The organism is Streptomyces sp. NPDC059853 (assembly GCF_042731495.1).
Lineage (GTDB): Bacteria > Actinomycetota > Actinomycetes > Streptomycetales > Streptomycetaceae > Streptomyces.
This window is the reverse complement of sequence record NZ_JBHWJL010000099.1, coordinates 1-16,925: the sequence shown is the minus strand read 5'-3', so window position 1 is coordinate 16,925 and position 16,925 is coordinate 1. Positions and strand designations below refer to the sequence as shown.

16 protein-coding genes are annotated in these 16,925 nt (G+C 73.5%); 8 read left to right on the top strand and 8 right to left on the bottom strand.

Features of this window, described 5'->3' with window-relative positions:
* The 3 genes from ACFV5N_RS13495 to ACFV5N_RS13485 form a co-directional block, all read left to right on the top strand.
* A partial coding sequence (locus ACFV5N_RS13495) for a CoA-acylating methylmalonate-semialdehyde dehydrogenase (protein ID WP_385598280.1) occupies window positions 1-1,399 on the top strand: 1,399 nt, incomplete at its 5' end.
* Window positions 1,400-1,577: 178 nt separating this feature from the next.
* The gene (locus ACFV5N_RS13490; RefSeq protein ID WP_385598278.1) at window positions 1,578-1,766 is read left to right on the top strand and encodes a helix-turn-helix transcriptional regulator; all 189 of its coding nucleotides are present in this window, start codon (window positions 1,578-1,580) and stop codon (window positions 1,764-1,766) included.
* Window positions 1,767-1,878: 112 nt separating this feature from the next.
* On the top strand, window positions 1,879-2,097 hold the full coding sequence (locus ACFV5N_RS13485) for a heavy-metal-associated domain-containing protein (protein WP_385598275.1): 219 nt from the start codon (window positions 1,879-1,881) through the stop codon (window positions 2,095-2,097).
* Between the two features lie 280 nt (window positions 2,098-2,377).
* Here the strand turns inward: ACFV5N_RS13485 and ACFV5N_RS13480 are convergent, their stop codons facing one another.
* The 6 genes from ACFV5N_RS13480 to ACFV5N_RS13455 all read right to left on the bottom strand — a co-directional run bounded on the left by ACFV5N_RS13480 (window position 2,378) and on the right by ACFV5N_RS13455 (window position 9,755).
* The gene (locus ACFV5N_RS13480; protein ID WP_375063144.1) at window positions 2,378-3,682 is read right to left on the bottom strand and encodes a citrate synthase; all 1,305 of its coding nucleotides are present in this window, start codon (window positions 3,680-3,682) and stop codon (window positions 2,378-2,380) included.
* Between the two features lie 225 nt (window positions 3,683-3,907).
* Window positions 3,908-6,118 carry an ATP-dependent RecD-like DNA helicase gene (locus ACFV5N_RS13475; protein WP_385598272.1) on the bottom strand — a complete coding sequence of 737 codons (2,211 nt, stop codon included), beginning with the start codon at window positions 6,116-6,118 and terminating at the stop codon, window positions 3,908-3,910.
* A gap of 167 nt (window positions 6,119-6,285) precedes the next feature.
* A complete protein-coding gene (locus ACFV5N_RS13470) occupies window positions 6,286-7,227 on the bottom strand; it encodes an LLM class flavin-dependent oxidoreductase (protein WP_385598270.1) in 942 nt (313 codons plus the stop codon).
* Window positions 7,228-7,309: 82 nt separating this feature from the next.
* Window positions 7,310-8,320 (bottom strand): DUF1015 family protein, encoded by a 1,011-nt coding sequence (locus ACFV5N_RS13465; RefSeq protein ID WP_385598267.1) that lies wholly within the window; start codon window positions 8,318-8,320, stop codon window positions 7,310-7,312.
* Window positions 8,321-8,333: 13 nt separating this feature from the next.
* On the bottom strand, window positions 8,334-9,572 hold the full coding sequence (locus ACFV5N_RS13460) for an ATP-grasp domain-containing protein (protein WP_385598264.1): 1,239 nt from the start codon (window positions 9,570-9,572) through the stop codon (window positions 8,334-8,336).
* 54 nt (window positions 9,573-9,626) lie between these two features.
* The gene (locus ACFV5N_RS13455) at window positions 9,627-9,755 is read right to left on the bottom strand and encodes a hypothetical protein (RefSeq protein ID WP_385598262.1); all 129 of its coding nucleotides are present in this window, start codon (window positions 9,753-9,755) and stop codon (window positions 9,627-9,629) included.
* Window positions 9,756-9,969: 214 nt separating this feature from the next.
* Between ACFV5N_RS13455 and ACFV5N_RS13450 the strand changes: the two genes are divergently transcribed.
* Together ACFV5N_RS13450 and ACFV5N_RS13445 are read left to right on the top strand one after the other, a co-directional pair.
* Complete coding sequence (locus ACFV5N_RS13450) at window positions 9,970-10,899, top strand: LuxR C-terminal-related transcriptional regulator (protein ID WP_385598259.1); 930 nt, start codon at window positions 9,970-9,972, stop codon at window positions 10,897-10,899.
* On the top strand, window positions 10,900-11,889 hold the full coding sequence (locus ACFV5N_RS13445) for a LuxR C-terminal-related transcriptional regulator (protein ID WP_385598256.1): 990 nt from the start codon (window positions 10,900-10,902) through the stop codon (window positions 11,887-11,889).
* A gap of 36 nt (window positions 11,890-11,925) precedes the next feature.
* Here ACFV5N_RS13445 and ACFV5N_RS13440 read toward each other — a convergent pair whose 3' ends face one another.
* The gene (locus tag ACFV5N_RS13440; protein WP_385598253.1) at window positions 11,926-12,870 is read right to left on the bottom strand and encodes a cupin domain-containing protein; all 945 of its coding nucleotides are present in this window, start codon (window positions 12,868-12,870) and stop codon (window positions 11,926-11,928) included.
* An 81-nt stretch (window positions 12,871-12,951) separates the two neighbouring features.
* On the opposite strand from ACFV5N_RS13440, the gene ACFV5N_RS13435 reads away from it, so the two are divergent.
* Entirely contained in the window at window positions 12,952-13,791 is an 840-nt protein-coding gene (locus tag ACFV5N_RS13435; protein WP_385598250.1) for an NAD(P)H-binding protein, read from the top strand.
* 50 nt (window positions 13,792-13,841) lie between these two features.
* Window positions 13,842-14,465 carry an NAD(P)H-dependent oxidoreductase gene (locus ACFV5N_RS13430; protein ID WP_385598248.1) on the top strand — a complete coding sequence of 208 codons (624 nt, stop codon included), beginning with the start codon at window positions 13,842-13,844 and terminating at the stop codon, window positions 14,463-14,465.
* Between the two features lie 120 nt (window positions 14,466-14,585).
* Here ACFV5N_RS13430 and ACFV5N_RS13425 read toward each other — a convergent pair whose 3' ends face one another.
* The gene (locus ACFV5N_RS13425) at window positions 14,586-15,593 is read right to left on the bottom strand and encodes a LysR family transcriptional regulator (protein WP_385598245.1); all 1,008 of its coding nucleotides are present in this window, start codon (window positions 15,591-15,593) and stop codon (window positions 14,586-14,588) included.
* Window positions 15,594-15,696: 103 nt separating this feature from the next.
* Between ACFV5N_RS13425 and ACFV5N_RS13420 the strand changes: the two genes are divergently transcribed.
* Window positions 15,697-16,925: MFS transporter (locus ACFV5N_RS13420; protein ID WP_385598242.1), on the top strand; the 1,229-nt coding region annotated here is incomplete at its 3' end.

Below are 16,925 nucleotides of genomic sequence, written 5' to 3'. Positions count from 1 at the left end.
GGCCCGGGTCGGGCTGGCCTCGGCGGCCGAGGTGGACGCGGCGGTGGCGGCGGCGCGCGCCGCGTACACGTCCTGGCGCACGGTGCCGATCGCGCGCCGTACCGCGCAGCTGTTCCGCTCCCGGGAGCTGCTGGACGCGCGGCGGGACGAGCTGGCGCGGCTGATCACCGCCGAGCACGGCAAGGTGCACGCGGACGCGCTGGGCGAGGTGGCGCGCGGTCTGGAGATCGTGGAGCTGGCCTGCGGCATTCCGCAGCATCTGAAGGGGCAGTTGTCGACGCAGGTCTCCAGCGGGGTGGATGTGGCGTCGATCCGGCAGCCGCTGGGGGTGGTGGCGGGCATCACGCCGTTCAACTTCCCGGCGATGGTGCCGCTGTGGATGTTCCCGCTGGCGCTGGCGTGCGGCAACACCTTCGTCCTGAAGCCGAGCGAGAAGGACCCGAGCGCGGCGCTGCGGCTGGTGGAGCTGGCCGCCGAGGCGGGGTTCCCCGAGGGGGTGCTGAACGCGGTCAACGGGGACCGGGAGGCGGTGGAGCGGCTGCTGGCGCATCCGGACGTGGCGGCGGTGAGTTTCGTCGGCTCCACACCGGTGGCGCGGGCGATCCAGCGCGGCGCGGTGGAGCACGGCAAGCGGGTGCAGGCGCTGGGCGGGGCGAAGAACCACATGCTGGTGCTGCCGGACGCCGACCTGGACGTGGCGGCGGACAACGCGATCAACGCGGCGTACGGCAGCGCGGGCGAGCGCTGCATGGCGGTGTCGGTGGTGGTCGCCGTGGGCTCGACCGGGGACGCGCTGGTGGAGCGGATCGCCCGGCGGGCGGCGGCGCTGCGGATCGGGCCCGGTGACGACCCGGCCTCCGAGATGGGGCCGCTGATCACGGCGGAGCACCGGGCGAAGGTGGCCTCGTACGTGACGAGCGCCCGGGAGCAGGGCGCGCGGGTGGTGGTGGACGGCACCGGGTACACGGTGCCGGGCCACGAGGAGGGCTTCTTCCTCGGGGTGTCGCTGCTGGACGGGGTGACGCCGGAGATGGACGCGTACCGGGACGAGATCTTCGGTCCGGTGCTGTGCGTGGTGCGGGCCGCTTCGTACGAGGAGGGGCTGGCGCTGATCAACGCCTCGCGGTGGGGGAACGGCACGGCGGTGTTCACCCGGGACGGGGGGGCGGCGCGGCGGTTCCAGCTGGAGGTGGAGGCCGGGATGGTCGGGGTGAACGTGCCGATCCCGGTGCCGGTGGGCCACCACTCGTTCGGCGGCTGGAAGGACTCGCTCTTCGGGGACCAGCACATCTACGGGGAGGACGGGGTGCGGTTCTACACCCGCGGGAAGGTCATCACCTCGCGCTGGCCCGACCCGGCGGACGGCGGTATCAACCTGGGGTTTCCCAGCGGACAGTGAGGGCTTTTCCGGCGGATGAGCACATGAGAGCACTATCAGCGATCCGCAACATCCGTCCGGATTACGCGTCTTCGCCGTCACAGCCGGTCGACGGACCGCGGCGGCGCGCCGCCGCGGCGTGCGGGGCGGCGCAGGCTCGGGGGTGATCATCAGCCCCGAGTGCGAAGAGGTGTGGAAGATGCCCGACCGCGGACTGTGGTCCTACAAGGAGATCGCCGCGCACATCCGGGTGCAGCCGGACACGGTGCGCTCGTACCGCAAGCACGGCCTGCTGCCGCCCCCGGACGTGACCGAGGGCGGCAAGCCGTTCTGGTATCCGCACACCATCGAGGCGTGGGTGAGCCGGCGCCCCGGCAACCGCCGCTGAGCCGTCCGCCCCGCATACCCCCTCCGGGTAGCTGTATACCCGGAGGGGGTATACACTTTTCCGCGAGGAACGGCGGCACGGAGCCGCCCAGGAGCGGAAACGAGGACATCCCATGAGCACCACGACCTACCGGGTCTCCGGCATGACCTGCGGCCACTGCGAGTCCTCCGTGCGCGAGGAGATCTCCGCGCTGGAGGGGGTGAGCGAGGTGACCGCCAAGGCGAGCAGCGGCCTGGTCACGGTGGTCTCCCGGGCGCCGCTGGACGACGCGGCGGTGCGGGCGGCGGTCGACGAGGCGGGGTACGAGCTGGTCGGCCGCGCGGAGAGCTGAGCACGCTCCCCCGGGCGCCGGCGCGCCCCCCGGACATGGAAATGCGCCCCGCAGCGGGTCCCCCCACAGGGCCCGAAGCGGGGCGCTTCCTGCCGTCCGTTCGAAGCGTCCCCCCACGGGACCCCGGCCGGACGACCGACAGCGTGAATCCAGCCGAATCCGCGCTGTCGTTGCCCGGTTAGACCCGCGGAACGGCAAAAGGTTGCACGCCCGGATATGTGACCTGCGTCACACATCCGGGCGTGCGGTGTTCCGGCCCCCGAAGCGGTCCTCCGAGGGGTTACCGCTGCTCGACCGGCACGTAGTCGCGCTCGACGACACCCGTGTAGATCTGCCGGGGACGGCCGATGCGGGACCCGGGCTCGGTGATCATCTCCTCCCACTGGGCGATCCAGCCGGGCAGCCGGCCGATGGCGAACAGCACGGTGAACATGCTGGTCGGGAAGCCCATGGCCCGGTAGATGAGACCGGTGTAGAAGTCGACGTTCGGGTAGAGGTTGCGCGAGACGAAGTAGTCGTCGCTCAGCGCGTGCTCCTCCAGGCGCAGGGCGATGTCCAGCAGCTCGTCGGACTTGCCCAGCGCGGAGAGTACGTCGTGCGCCGCCGACTTGATGATCTTGGCGCGCGGGTCGAAGCTCTTGTAGACGCGGTGTCCGAAGCCCATGAGGCGGACACCGTCCTCCTTGTTCTTCACCTTGCGGATGAAGGTGTCCACGTCGCCGCCACTGGCCTGGATGGACTCCAGCATGTCCAGGACCGCCGCGTTCGCGCCACCGTGCAGCGGGCCCCACAGGGCGTTGATGCCGGCCGAGATCGAGGCGAACAGGTTCGCCTGCGAGGAGCCGACCAGGCGCACGGTGGAGGTGGAACAGTTCTGCTCGTGGTCCGCGTGCAGGATCAGCAGCTTGTCGAGCGCGTTGGTGACCACCGGGTCCGGGATGTACTCCTCGGCGGGGACCGAGAAGGTCATCCGCAGGAAGTTCTCCACGTAACCGAGGTCGTTGCGCGGGTAGACCACCGGCTGGCCCACGGACTTCTTGTAGGCGTAGGCCGCGATGGTCGGCACCTTGGCCAGCAGCCGGATCGCCGAGATGTTGCGCTGCTGGGCGTCGAAGGGGTTGTGGCTGTCCTGGTAGAAGGTGGACAGCGCGCTGACCACGGAGGACAGCATCGCCATCGGGTGCGCGTCCCGGGGGAAGCCGTCGTAGAAGCGCTTGACGTCCTCGTGGAGGAGCGTGTGCGTGGTGATCTCGTTCCGGAAGGAGGCCAGCTCGTCCACGGTGGGCAGCTCGCCCTTGCGCAGCAGGTAGGCCGTCTCCAGGAACGTGCCCCGCTCGGCGATCTGCTCGATCGGGTAGCCCCGGTACCGGAGGATGCCCTGCTCACCGTCGAGATAGGTGATCGCCGATTTATAGGCCGCGGTGTTGCCGTAACCGGAGTCCAGGGTCACCAGACCGGTCTGGGCCCGGAGCTTGCTGACATCGAAGCCGGTGTCCCCGATGGTGCTGTTCACGACCGGGTAGCTGTAGGTGGCGCCGTCGTAGTTCAGTTCTACGGACTGCGCGCCGTCGCGGTGTTCGCTCACGTCATCCCTCACCGACGTTGTCCTCTTCTTCGAGGTCCTTCGAGATTCCTTCGGGGTGCCCTGACTCCCTCCCAGTGTCCCCCATCCGGGGCCAATATGTGCACTCAGGGTCGGCAATCGGCCCAGTTTCTGGCACGCCGTGCCGCCGGAACCGGGATGATGCGGACTATTCTGCCCCGGCCGCTCCGGCCGCGCCCGCCGACGCCCGGCGCCCGCGCCCCCGCGTCACCCCGCGAGCCGCATCGCCAGACCGGTGCACCGGCGCCCCGCCGAGACGCTCCGTACCGCCTGCTCCAGGGCGCGCCGCGAACCCACCAGCACCACCAGCCGCTTGGCCCGCGTCACCGCCGTGTACAGCAGATTGCGCTGGAGCATCATCCAGGCGCTCGTCGTCACCGGGACCACCACGCACGGATACTCGCTGCCCTGCGAACGGTGGATGGTCACCGCGTACGCGTGCGCCAGCTCGTCCAGCTCGCCGAACTCGTACCCCACCTCCTCGTCCTCGTCCGTGCGCACCACCAGCCGCTGCTCGTCCGGGTCGAGGGCGGTCACCACCCCGACCGTGCCGTTGAAGACGCCGTTGGCCCCCTTCTCGTAGTTGTTACGGATCTGGGTGACCTTGTCGCCCACCCGGAAAACCCGCCCGCCGAACCTCTTCTCCGGCAGCCCCGGCCGGGCCGGGGTCACCGCCTGCTGGAGCAGCCCGTTCAGCACCCCGGCCCCGGCGGGACCGCGGTGCATCGGGGTGAGCACCTGCACATCCCGGCGCGGATCCAGCCCGAACCGGGCCGGCACCCGGCGCGCCGCCACGTCCACCGCCAGCTTCCCGGCCTCCTCCGTGTCCTCCTCCGCGAACAGGAAGAAGTCACCGAGCCCCCGCGTGACCGGCGGCTTCCCCGCGTTGATGCGGTGCGCGTTGGTCACCACCCCCGACTGCTGCGCCTGCCGGAAGATCCGGGTCAGCCGCACCGAGGGCACCGGCGACCCGTCCGCCAGCAGATCCCGCAGCACCTCGCCCGCGCCCACCGACGGCAACTGGTCCACATCCCCCACCAGCAGCAGATGCGCCCCCGGCGGCACCGCCTTCACCAGCTTGTTGGCCAGCAGCAGATCCAGCATCGACGCCTCGTCCACCACCACCAGATCCGCGTCCAGCGGCCGGTCCCGGTCGAACGCCGCGTCCCCGCCCGGCCTCAGCTCCAGCAGCCGGTGCACCGTGGATGCCTCCGCCCCCGTCAGCTCCGCCAGCCGCTTCGCCGCCCGCCCGGTCGGCGCCGCCAGCACCACCTTCGCCCGCCGGGCCCTGGCCAGCTCCACGATCGAGCGCACCGTGAACGACTTCCCGCACCCCGGGCCCCCGGTCAGCACCGCCACCTTCTCGGTCAGCGCCAGCCGCACCGCGCCCTCCTGCTCGGGCGCCAGCTCCGCCCCGGTCCGCCCGGCCAGCCAGCGAAGCGCCCGCTCCCAGTCCACCCCGGCGAACGCCGCGAGCCGGTCCTCCTCCGCCCGCAGCAGCCGCCGCACCTGGCCCGCCAGCGACAGCTCGGCCCGGTGGAACGGCGGCAGATACACCGCCGTCAGCGTGCCGGCCGGATCCTCCGGGTCCGGGACCCGCTCGCGCACCGCGCCCTCCGGGTCCTCCGCCAGTTCGGCGAGGGCGTGGATGACCAGCCCGGTGTCCACCTGGAGCAGCTTCACCGCGTCCGCGATCAGCCGCTCCTCGGGCAGGAAGCAGTGCCCCTGGTCGCTCGCCTGGGAGAGCGCGTAGCGCAGCCCGGCCTTCACCCGCTCCGGGCTGTCCTGCGGGATGCCGACCGCCCGCGCGATCCGGTCGGCGGTCAGGAAACCGATGCCCCACACATCGGCCGCCAGCCGGTAGGGCTGGTTCTTCACCACGGAGATCGAGGCGTCCCCGTACTTCTTGTAGATCCGCACCGCGATCGAGGTCGACACCTCCACGCCCTGGAGGAAGACCATCACCTCCTTGATGGCCTTCTGCTCCACCCACGCCGCCGCGATCAGCTCGGTGCGCTTGGGCCCGAGCCCCGGAACCTCGATCAGCCGGCCCGGATCCGCCTCGATCACCTCCAGGGTCGCCACCCCGAAGTGCTCCACGATCCGCTCGGCCGTCTTCGGCCCGATGCCCTTGATCAGCCCCGAGCCCAGATAGCGCCGGATGCCCTGCACGGTGGCGGGCAGCACCGTCGTGTAGTTCTCCACGGTGAACTGCCGCCCGTAGCTTGGATGGGAGCCCCAGCGGCCCTCCATCCGCAGCGACTCCCCCACCTGGGCACCGAGCAGCGCCCCGACCACGGTGAGCAGTTCACCGCCGCCGCGCCCGGTGTCGACCCGGGCGACGGTGTACCCGTTCTCCTCATTGGCGTACGTGATGCGTTCGAGGACCCCCTCGATCACAACGCTGTGCGACGACATGGACCGACGGTATCCGCCCCCACCGACATCACCGGAACCCCCCGGAGAACTCCGAAGGGCCCGGCTCCCCCGCCGGGCCCTTCGCTCCCCTCCTGCACCCCCGTGCATCCCCGACCCCTACGACACCGTCCGGGCCGGAGCGGTTGCAGTGAATTTCCGGCGCGTGCTCAGCACACCGCGCCGAGCGCCTCCAGCGCCGCCGGGGCATCGCCCCCGGCCGGGACCAGCACCACGCTCCCGGCGCCCGCCGCGTGCAGCGCGGCGATCCGCTCCCGGGCCGCGCCGGGGGTGCCGACGACGGCCAGCCGGTCGACCCAGGCGTCCGGCAGCGCCCGCGCGAACGCCTCGCGGTCCGCGCTGCGCGCCCGCAGCTCGGCGAACTCGGCGGCGAACGGCAGCGGCGCCACATGCGGCGCCCAGTCCGGCTCACCGATCCAGGCCAGCGCCGGGCGCACGGCGTCCCGCGCCGCCCGGGGGTCCTCGTCCACGGCCGCCACGTTGTACGCGACCACCCGGTGCCCGTCCGCCACGGCCGCCGCGCCGATGTGCCCGCGCGCCGCCGCCAGATACTCCTCGGTCACCGGCTCGGCCAGGATGGTGCCGTCCGCCTCCCGGCCCGACAGCACCAGCGACTTGGGCCCGCGCACCCCCGCCAGCACCGGCGGCACCACCGGCACCGGCAGATCCAGCCGCACCGCCGACAGCCGCCCGTCGTCCACCGTCTCGCCCCGCAACAGCGCCCGGACGGTGCGCAGATGCTCCTCCAGCGCGGCCAGCGGGCTCGCCGGGTACGCCCCCGCCTGCCGCATCCAGCCCGGCATCCCGTGCCCGACGCCCAGCACCAGCCGCCCGGGGAAGAACTGCGCCAGCGCCGCCGCCTCCATCGCGGTCAGCGCCGGATTGCGCAGCACGGCGGGGACGATGCCGATCCCCACCCGGATCCGCTCCGTGGCCGCCAGCGCGACCCCGGCCTGGGCGAACCCGCCCCGGAAGAAGCAGTCCTCCACCACCCACACCTCGGCGAAGCCCAGTTCCTCCGCCCGCCGCACGTACGCCACGAAATCCCCGGCCGCCAGATCGCGCGGCGCCATCACACCGATATCCGTCATGCGGGGAGCCTAGAGCCACTCCGGCACATCCCGCCTGGCCCGCGCCAGGTGCCGGACAGGCCCCGGGTCCCGGCCAGGGGGGTCAGCGCGGCAGCGCGGGCAGCAGCCCCGGCAGCGGGCCGGGGCCCAGTGAGGTGGTCCTGGGCGGCATGACGGTGCCGCCGGCCGCGCCCGACCAGATCTGCTCCCAGGTGGGCGGTGGCAGGATCAGCCCCGCCTCGTCGTCGGCCGGGTACCGCTCGGTGTAGCCGGGGACCGGGTCGAGCCCCTGGTCCTCGCACAGGATCGGCAGCAGCACATGGTCACTGATGGCGGCGGACAACTCGGCCCACTCCGAGGGCAGGAACCGCAGCCGGCGCGCGGTGGTCACCGGGGAGATCCGGGAGATGGCCCACCGGCGGGACTTGCCGGTGAGCAGGAACGTGCCGGCCCGCGGGACGGGGCGCGGCGCGGCGGGCGGAAGCTCCGTCACCTGGGCGAAGCGCGCGGCGACATCGGCGGCCCGGTGCGGGTCCAGGCCCGGCACGGTCCGGTGGGTGGCCGCCAGCCGCAGCGGATGGTGGCCGTGGTCGACCACCAGCGCGGGCAGCCGGTCGCCCATCAGCCCCGGCTGGGACCGGTGCAGCCGGCGCGCGGCCTCGAACCGGTGGTGGCCGTCCGCCAGCAGCACCGGGGGCAGCGCCGGGGGCCGCCGGCTCCACGCGCCGCCCATCGCCCACACGTGCTGGACGCCGCCGTGCGGGGTGGGCACCGTACGGTCCGGCGGGCGGGTGACCGCCTCCTCGACGCAGCCGAGGAACGCGCCGAGGTCCGGCGCGGCCAGCAGCAGCGGGTCGGCGGGGCCGTGACGCTCCCGCAGCAGCCGGGTGTGCAGGCGCACATCGGGCTCGGCCACCTGCTGGTGCCGCAGGACGTGGCCCGTCTCGCTGCCGTGCAGGCTGAGGGCACCCAGGACCCCGCGCTGTTCGACGCGGCCGTGCGCGTCCCGGCGTTCCAGGACGAGGTAGCCGGCCCGGGCGGGAGATCCGGGGAGCAGGCCGGGGAAGGGGAGCAGCAGATCTGCCCGTGGGGCCGGGGTGGCGGGGAACGGCATCCCGGGGAGCAGCTCAGGCAGCAGTGTGCTCCTCCTTCGGCTCGGGTGCCGCCTCGCCCACCACGGGGCGCAGCAGGGACAGCGCCTTGCCGAGCAGCGCCTCCAGCTCACCGGGGCAGGCCGCGACCGCGGTGACGAAGCCATGCCCGGCGGCCCGGCTGGTGGCCTCCGGGACATGGCTTCCCACGCGAACGGTGATGCCGATGTCGGCGACGCCCGGCAGGGCGTACGCCTCGTCGATCCCGTGCACGGCTTCGAGCAGCCGGCCGGGGGGCAGCCGCAGGATGCGGATGCCCGCGCACCGCCCGCCGGACGGGGGGTGGAACTCCGGCACGGGCAGTCGCAGAGCGGTGGCGACGGCGAGGGCGACCGGGTCGGTACCGGTGGCCAGCGCCAGCAGGTCGCCGAGCCGGCCGGGGCCGGGGTGGGCGTGCGACTCGATGAGCCGGGGCCCGTGCTCGGTGCGGACGACCTCGGTCAGGGAGAGGCCGCTGCGGTGTCCGGCCGCCCCGAGGGTGGCGGTCACCAGGTCTTCGACGCGGGCGCGGTCCTCCGGGTCCAGTCCGGCCGGCAGATCGTGGCCGTCCTCGGTGAACCCGGGGCCGTCCGACAGATGTTTCTCGGCCACGGCGAGCACGGTGTGCTCACCGTCCCGGGAATGGGCGAGGACGCTGTACTCGGGGCCGTCCAGGAATTCCTCGACGATCAGCACCGGATCGCTCACCAGTTCGGCGGCCAGGAGTGCGGCATCCGCGACATCGCGCAGAAGATGCACCTCCCGGCCGCCGGAACCGGTGCGCGGCTTGGCGACGCACGGGAAGCCGACCTGCTCGGCGGCGGCCACCAGACGCGTCACCCGGTCGCACTGCTCGAACCGGACGGGGGTACCGGTGAGCTGATTGACCTTGCCGCGCAGCGCCACTTTGTCCGTGAGATACGCGACGGCGGCGTGCGGATTGCCCGGAAAGCGCAGGGCCTCGTTCACCCGCGCGGCGACCAGCGCACTGGCCTCCGCGAAGCCGAACACCGACACCCTGGCGGGATACGCGGACAGATGGCCGATCGCCATCAGCAGCCCTGGGTGATCCAGCCAGTCCACGGTCAGCGCGTCGTGCGCCACCGCGACCGACTCCCGGATCCCCGGGGCCGACAGATCGGGGGCGAGGACAAGAGTGCGGGCGCCGACTTCCCGGGCCGCCCGCACTTCCGCGGGTCGCGGGCTGAGCAGCACCGCCAGCGGGGCCTGGGACATCACCGCACCACTTTCCTGTCCACCGGTCCGGTCCGTCGTGTCAGTGGCCGGGGATCAGTCCCACAGGCTGTCGGTGGTGATGACCTCACCCTTGGCCGCCGGGGCACCGGCCGCCATGGCGACCCCGCCCGAGGCACCCACGAGCAGGAAAGCTGCGACAACGCTCAGAGCAAACTTCTTCACGGGATCCCTCTTCCGTGTCCACATAGGCGAACATGAATGGCATGTTGGCCCAATCATGCTCACGAGCATTCACGAGGAAGTCGATAGAGTCCCTGTGGCATCATCTCGCCTGTCCAGTTGACGCCAAGGGACTCACTGACGTCATGCGAGGAAGATGAGCGTGTACGAACCCGGGGAAATAGACGCCGCGACTACCCGAGTTTACCGGTTTCGCGTGATTCATCCCACCGACTCCGTGGCGCAGATCGCCGCCCGCGCCGGCATTTCGGCCACCGAGGCGGAAGCCGCCGAGGCCCGGCTCACCGAACTGGGCCTGCTGCGCCCCTCACCCGGCGGCGGCCTGGTCGCCATCTCCCCCGAGAGCGCCGCCGACGCTCTGCTCGCCCCCATCGAACAGGACATCCTCCAGCGCCGGATCGCCATGGCCGCCACCCGCGCCCGGCTGCACGCGCTCTCCGGCGACTACCTCGAAGCCCGCAGCATGCGCTCCGCCAAGAGCAGCATCGAGGTGGTCGAGGGTATCGACAACACCCGCGCCGTCATCGCCGATCTGGACCGCACCTGCGCCAAGTCGGTGGACGCCCTCCACCCCGGCGGCGGCCAGAGCCGCGCCGCCATCCAGGCCGCCACCCCCGGCGACCTCGAAATCCTCGAACGCGGCGTGAAGGCCCGCACCCTCATGCAGCACACCGCCCGCCGGCACCAGCCGACCGTCGGGTACGTCACCACCCTCATCGAGGCCGGCGCCCAGGTGCGCAGCATCACCGCGCTGCCCTCCCGGATGCTCATCTACGACGGCAGCTGCGCCGTCCTCCCGCTGGACCCGCTGCACACCAAGACCGGCGTCGCCCTCGTCCGCGACCCGACCGTGCTGGGCTTCCTCCAGCAGCTCTTCGAGCACTACTGGGACCGGGCGGTGGACTTCGTCGAGGGCCCCAAGAAATCCGGCACCGCGCCGGTCGGCGTGGACCGCGACGTCCTGGTGCTGATGGCCGCCGGGAAGAAGGACGAGGCGATAGCACACCAGCTGGGCATGTCACCGCGCTCGGTGAGCCGGGTGGTGGCCCGGCTGCTCGACCAGCTCGGCGCCGACAGCCGCTTCCAGGCCGGCGCCCGCGCGGCCCTCAACGGCTGGCTCTCCTAGATGCCCGACGTCGAGGACATCGATGCCACCGCCGTCGAGGTCTACCTGCTGCGGGTACGGCACCCGGCCGACGACGCCGAACGGCTCGCGGCCCGCGCCGGACTCGCGGCCGGCGACGTGGCCCGCGCCGAAACCCTGCTGTACAGGCTCGGCCTGCTCCAGCCGTCCCCCGCGGGCGGCTGGGTCGCGGTCAGCCCGGAGAGCGCCGCCGACCAACTGCTCGCGCCCGTCGAGGCGGACATCCTCTCCCGGCGCATCACCATGGCCGCCGCCAGGGAACAGCTCCAGTCGCTGTCCGGCGTGTACGTCGAGGCGCGCAGCATGCGGTCGGCCGAGATCAGCATCGAGGTCGTCGAGGGCATCGACAACACCCGCGCCGTCATCGACGACCTGGCCCGTACCTGCACCGAGTCGCTGGAGGCCCTGATCCCGGGCATCCCCAGCGAGGAGGCCATCGAGGCGGCCCTCCCACTGGACCTCGAACTCCTGGCCCGCGGCGCGCACATCCGCACCCTGCTCCAGCACAGCGCCCGCACCCACCGGACCGGGCTGCGCTACGCCGAGACGATCCGCGCCGCGGGCGCCCTGGTGCGCAGCGCCGGGGTGCTGCCGACGCGGATGCTGATCTACGACCGGCAGTGCGCGGTGCTGCCGCTGGACCCGCTGCACACCGCCGCCGGGGTCGCGCTGGTCCGCGACCCCTCGGCGGTGGGCTTCCTCTACCGGGTCTTCGACCACTGCTGGGACGACGGCATCGACATCCCGGTCGTCCCCGGCGCGCTGGAGGCCAGCGAGGGGGTGCCCACCGGCCTGGAGCGCGAGGTGCTCCAGCTGATGGCGGCGGGCAAGGCGAACGACGCCATCGCCGAGCAACTGGGCATCTCCCGCCGCTCGGTGAGCCGGGTGGTCTCCCAGCTGATGACGCACCTCGGCGCCACCAGCCGCTTCCAGGCGGGCGCGCGGGCGGCCCTCAACGGCTGGCTCGGCTAGGCCGTCGACCGCCCCCGCCGCCCACCCGGCACGCCGTCAGCGCGCCCCGGCCAGGCGGCGGAAGTCGCTGGGGTTGGTCCCCCTGATCCTCTTGAACGCCACACTGAACGCGAACGGATCGGTGTAGCCGACGGCACGGGCCACGTGCGCGACGGTCTGCGACCCCTGCTCGGCCAGGAGATCCGCCGCCAGGGTCATGCGCCAGCGGGTGAGGTAGGACAGCGGCGGTTCACCGAGCAGGCCGGTGAACCGTTTCGCGAGAGTCGAGCGGGACACCCCCGTACGCCGGGCCAGCTCGCCCACCGTCCACGGCGCCGCCGGCTCGCCGTGCAGCAGGCGCAGCGCCTGGCCGACCACCGGGTCCCTCTGGGCGGTCCACCAGGCCGGGGGCCGGCCACCGGGCCGGTCCAGCCAGGTGCGCAGCGTGCAGACCAGCATCCAGTCCAGGAGGCGGTCGAGCACGACCTGCTGGCCGGGCTCGTCCCGGGCCACCTCGGCGGCGAGGTGGTCGAGCACCGGGTCGCGGGTGTCCCCGGAGTCCACCCGCAGCACGACGGGCAGCGTCTCCAGCAGCGGCCGGCCGATCTCGCCGCGGACCGGGTAGGCGCCGACCACCAGAGTCGTCGCGCCGCTGTTCCCGGCGTCCTGTCCGCCGGGATCGTGCCAGCCCAGCCGGTGCTGGGTACCGCCCTGGTCGGGCGTCGCGCACTCCTCCCCGCACACGATCGGCTCGGCCGTGCTGCCGGGCTCGTCGACGAAGGTGAAGGTCGTCGGGCCGCGCACCACGACCGTGTCGTGGACGCCGAGGTGCTCGGGCGGATGTCCCTCCGGCACGATCCAGCCCGCCCCGGTGAGGACGGTGCACAGGGTCAGCGGCGCGCCGTCCACGAAGTGCAGCGACCAGGGCGGGGAGAGTGTCGAGCTGCCGAACAGGGAGCCGCGCGCCCGCACTCCGCGGAAGAGGTCACTGGTCACGTCCACCCCGACAGAGTAGACGATCGCAAAGGCATTCCGGCCTTTCACCCATGTCATCGTGCACCTCCTGGGGTGTTCAGTAGAGCCATGACGCGAAACACTCACCTCGTTCTCGGTGCGACCGGCAAGACCGGACGCAGGATCGCCGCCCGGCTGCGGGTGCGCGGCATTCCGGTGCGCGCCGCCTCCCGGTCCAGCCGCGTCCGGTTCGACTGGTCCGAGCCCGACGGCTGGGACACGGTCCTGCGGGATGTCGATGTGGCCTACGTGGTTCCCCCGCCCGTGCCGGGTCCGGTGCACGCATTCGTCGCCCGGGCCTCGGCCGCCGGGGTGCGGCGGCTGGTCCTGCTCTCCGGGCGCGGCGCGGACGACTGGGGCGACTCCCCCTTCGGGAAGAACATGCGATCGGCCGAGGAGGCGGTCCGCGGCTCGTCGCTGGAGTGGACCCTCCTGCGGGCGTCGAACTTCGCCCAGAACTTCGACGAGGACATCTTCCACGCCCCGCTGGTCGCGGGCGAACTGGCGCTTCCGGCGGGCGAGGTGCCCGAGCCCTTCGTGGACATCGAGGACCTCGCCGACGCCGCGGTCGCGGTGATGACCGGAGGGAAGCGGCACGCCGGGCGGGTGTACGAGCTGAGCGGCCCCCGCGCCCTCACCTTCGCCCACGCCGTCGAGCTGATCGCCCTGGCCTCCGGGCGGCCGCTCACCTACCGGCGGATCACCCCGGACGCGTACATCACGGACCTCGTCGGGCAGGGCCTGAGCCGGCCCGAGGCCGAGGACGTCTCCGCCATGTTCACGCTGATGGAGAGCGGGGTGATCGCCGGGACGACCGACGACCTGCCCGCCCTGCTGGGACGGGCGCCCCGGACCTTCGAGGAGTACGCCGCCCGGACGGCGGCCACCGGCGCCTGGGACGAACGGTGACCCGCCCCGGCCCCGTATCCCGCATCTCCCGCGCCCACGGAGGCACCGACATGACCACGGATGACACCGGTCCGCTGACCTTGCTGGTCACCGCGCACCCGGACCCCCACTCGCTGACACACCACGTGGCGGACCAACTCGCCGCGGCCCTCCGCCCCCGGGCCGTCGAGGTGGCGGACCTGCACCGGGAGGGCTTCGACCCCAGGTTCACCCCGGCGGACCGCCGCCACTACCGGGAAGGCGGCACCCACCCTCCCGATGTGGCCCGGGAGCACCGCCGTCTGGAACGCGCCACCGACCTCGTCCTGGTCTTCCCGGTGTACTGGTGGTCCGTTCCGGCGCTGCTGAAGGGGTGGATCGACCGGGTGTTCGTCAACGGCTGGGCCTTCGACCACTCGGCCGGCTCGGCTCCGCGCCCCAGGCTCCAGCGGCTGACGACACATCTGCTGCCCATCGCCGCCGACGACGCCGGCAGCTTCGAGCGCCACGGGTACGCACAGGCGCTGCGGACACAGCTGGAGCACGGCTTGGTCGACTACGTCGGAAGCCGCCGCGGCGCCACCGCGTTCATCCACGAGTCCGAGCAGCCTTCCGCCGAGGCCACGGCGGCGAGCGTCGCCCGTGCCGTACGCGCCGTCAGCGAGGCCGTACGGGCCGGCGCCCCCACGGCGTGATCGCTTCCGGCCCGTACGAGACGGCCCCCGCTCACCGGCCGCGGTGAGCGAGGGCCGCACACCACCGGCCCCCGGTGCCTCACCCCGAGACGCCGCGCACTCCCGCGCCCCGGGACACGGCTACCCGCCCGGGAGCGTTTCCCGGCCGGCGTCCGCGGGCGGGAGGAACCCCCGGTCCGGCTCGGGCAGCCAGGCACCGGGCGGGCGGTGCAGCCAGCCCCCGGCGGCGGCCAGCTGCGCCGCCGTGTCCAGCAGAACGGACAGCCCCGGGTGCCGCAGCGTGCGCGGCCACACCATCGACACCGGGGAGAGCGGCACCGGGTCGGTCAGCGGGCGCAGCACCATGCCCGGTACCCCGGTGAACTCCTCGCTGGCCAGCACCGACCAGCCGCGCGCCCGGACCAGCCGGGCGAATTCCTCCTCGCCGTCGATCCTCGGGAACGGCGGCGCCACCGCGATGGACCGGCCGGCGAAGAGCCGGCGGGCGAAGTCGGTCCACTCGGTGGTCTCCGGGTTGCCCGCGCCCGCGTACAGTTCGCGGCCCGCCAGCCGCGCCAGCGGCACCTCGGGGAGCGCGGCCAGCGGATCACCGGCCGGCAGCAGCACCGCCACCCGCTCGTACCGCACCGGACGGTGCGCCAGCGCCGCCCGCACCTCCGGGGCCAGCCCCGCGAACCGGCCGAAGGACACGTCCAGTTCGCCGGTGACCAGTTCGGCGGCCGCGCCGGCCAGGCCGCTGTGGAACCGTGCCACGAACTCCACCCCGGGCGCCGCCGTCCGCGCCGCCGCGAGGATCCGCCGCGCCGTGCTCACCGGTGCGGCCACGTCCACCACCAGCGGCCGGTGCGCCGCCCCGGCGCCCGCCACCGCCGCCGCCACCTCCTCCTGTGCGGCGATCGCCCGCCGGGCCGGTTCCAGCAGCCGCTCACCCTCGGCCGTCAGCGTCACCTGCCGGGTGCTGCGGACGAACAGCCGCATCCCCCACTGCTTCTCCAGCCGCCCGATGTCGCGCGACAGCGCCTGCTGCGCCACGTACAGCCGGGCGGCGGCCCGGGTGAAGTGCAGTTCGGCGGCCACCGCGACGAAGGCGCGCAGCAGCCGGGGGTCGGTGTCCTGGAGTCCGGGCATGCCGCCATTCTCACCGGCCGGCCCCGATTGACAACACGAGCGCGTCAATCAGCGCCGCACAGGTGTTGGACGCCCGGCGGCACCCGGCCGGAGGGTGAACGCCATGCAGTTCGCCCTGACCGGCCACACCCTCGTCGTCCTTCCGTCCGCCCCCGCACCGGGCCGCGCGCCCCGCCGTCCGCGACGCCCGCGCGGTCCGTACGCCCGGCTGTTCGACGCGCCGGGGGCCCTCGCGTTCACCCTGCCCAACGCGCTGGCCCGGCTGCCGATGGGCATGTTCTCGGTGTCCGCCGTGCTGCTGATCACCACCGTGCACGGCTCGTACGCGCTGGCCGGCGCGGTGGTGGCCGCCACCCTCGGCGCCTCCGCGGTCGGCGGTCCGCTGCTGGCCCGGCTCGTCGACCGGTACGGGCAGGCCCGGGTCACCGTCCCCGCCGTGCTGCTGACCGGCGCCGGGCATCTGGGGCTGCTGCTGTGCGTCACCGGCGGCGCCCCGCTGTGGGCCTGGTTCTGCTGCGTCCCGCTGACCGCCGCCACCCCGAACACCGGCGGCATGTCGCGGGCCCGCTGGGCACGGCTGTACCGGGAGGACCCGGCCGCCCGGCACACCGCGAACTCCTTCGAACAGGCGCTGGACGAGCTGTGCTTCCTGCTCGGTCCGCTGCTGGCCGCCGGGCTGTGCACGGCGCTGGCCCCGGCGGCCGGCACCCTCACGGCGGTGGCGCTGCTGGTCACCGGCGGCCTGCTGTTCGCGGCCCAGCGCCGCACCGAGCCGCCTCCCGCTCCCCGCCCGGCCGGGGCGGCCCGCGCCGGCCGGGCCCCGCTGCTGCTGCCGGGGATGCCTCCGCTGCTGGTCACGTTCCTGTGCACCGGCGCGGTGTTCGGCTCTCTCGAGGTGGTGACCATCGCCTACGCGGACGGCCTGGGGCTCAAGGGCTGGGCGGGCGTGGTGCTGGCGGCGCAGGCGGCGGGGTCGGGGGCGGCGGGCCTCGCGTTCGGGCTGCTGCCCCCGCCCGGCGGGCCGGTGCGGCGGCGGATGGTGCGCTGGGTCGGGCTGATGGCGGCGCTGATGACGCTGCCGCTGCTGGTGGCCGCCGCCACCGGCGCGCTGCTGCCGCTGGTCCCGGCGCTGCTGATCGCCGGGATGGCGACGGCGCCCGTGATGGTGACCGGGATGACGCTGCTCCAGGAGCTGACGCCGCCCGCGCGGCTGAACGAGGGCATGTCGCTGGCGGTCACCGCCCTGCTGTCCGGCATCGCGGCGGGCGCGGCGGCCGGTGGCTGGGTGGCCGAGCGTCTGCCGCCGGGCGCCGCCGGGTATCTCACCCCGCT